General features: G+C 55.9%; 1 rRNA gene. It reads right to left on the reverse strand.

The annotated features are described in order from the left end of the window. Nucleotides 1-304, reverse strand: a 23S ribosomal RNA gene (locus ACN6NF_RS25860); the annotation flags it as partial.

A 304-nucleotide genomic window follows, 5' to 3' on the forward strand; every position in this document is an offset into this window, starting at 1 on the left:
TCTCGCCTACCTGTGTCGGTTTGCGGTACGGGCACCTTCTCCTGGCTAGAGGCTTTTCTTGGCAGTCTGAGATCATGACCTTCGCTACTGTAATTTTCGCTCCCCATCACAGCCCAGCCTTCACGATGTGCGGATTTGCCTACACATCAGCCTCACTGCTTAGACGGACATCCATCCGTCCGCGTCACTACCCTACTGCGTCACCCCATCGCTCATAGCGGATTACGGTGGTACAGGAATTTCGACCTGTTGTCCTTCGACTACGCCTATCGGCCTCGCCTTAGGTCCCGACTTACCCTGAGCG

It is taken from the genome of Paenibacillus sp. TSM33, from assembly GCF_056099025.1.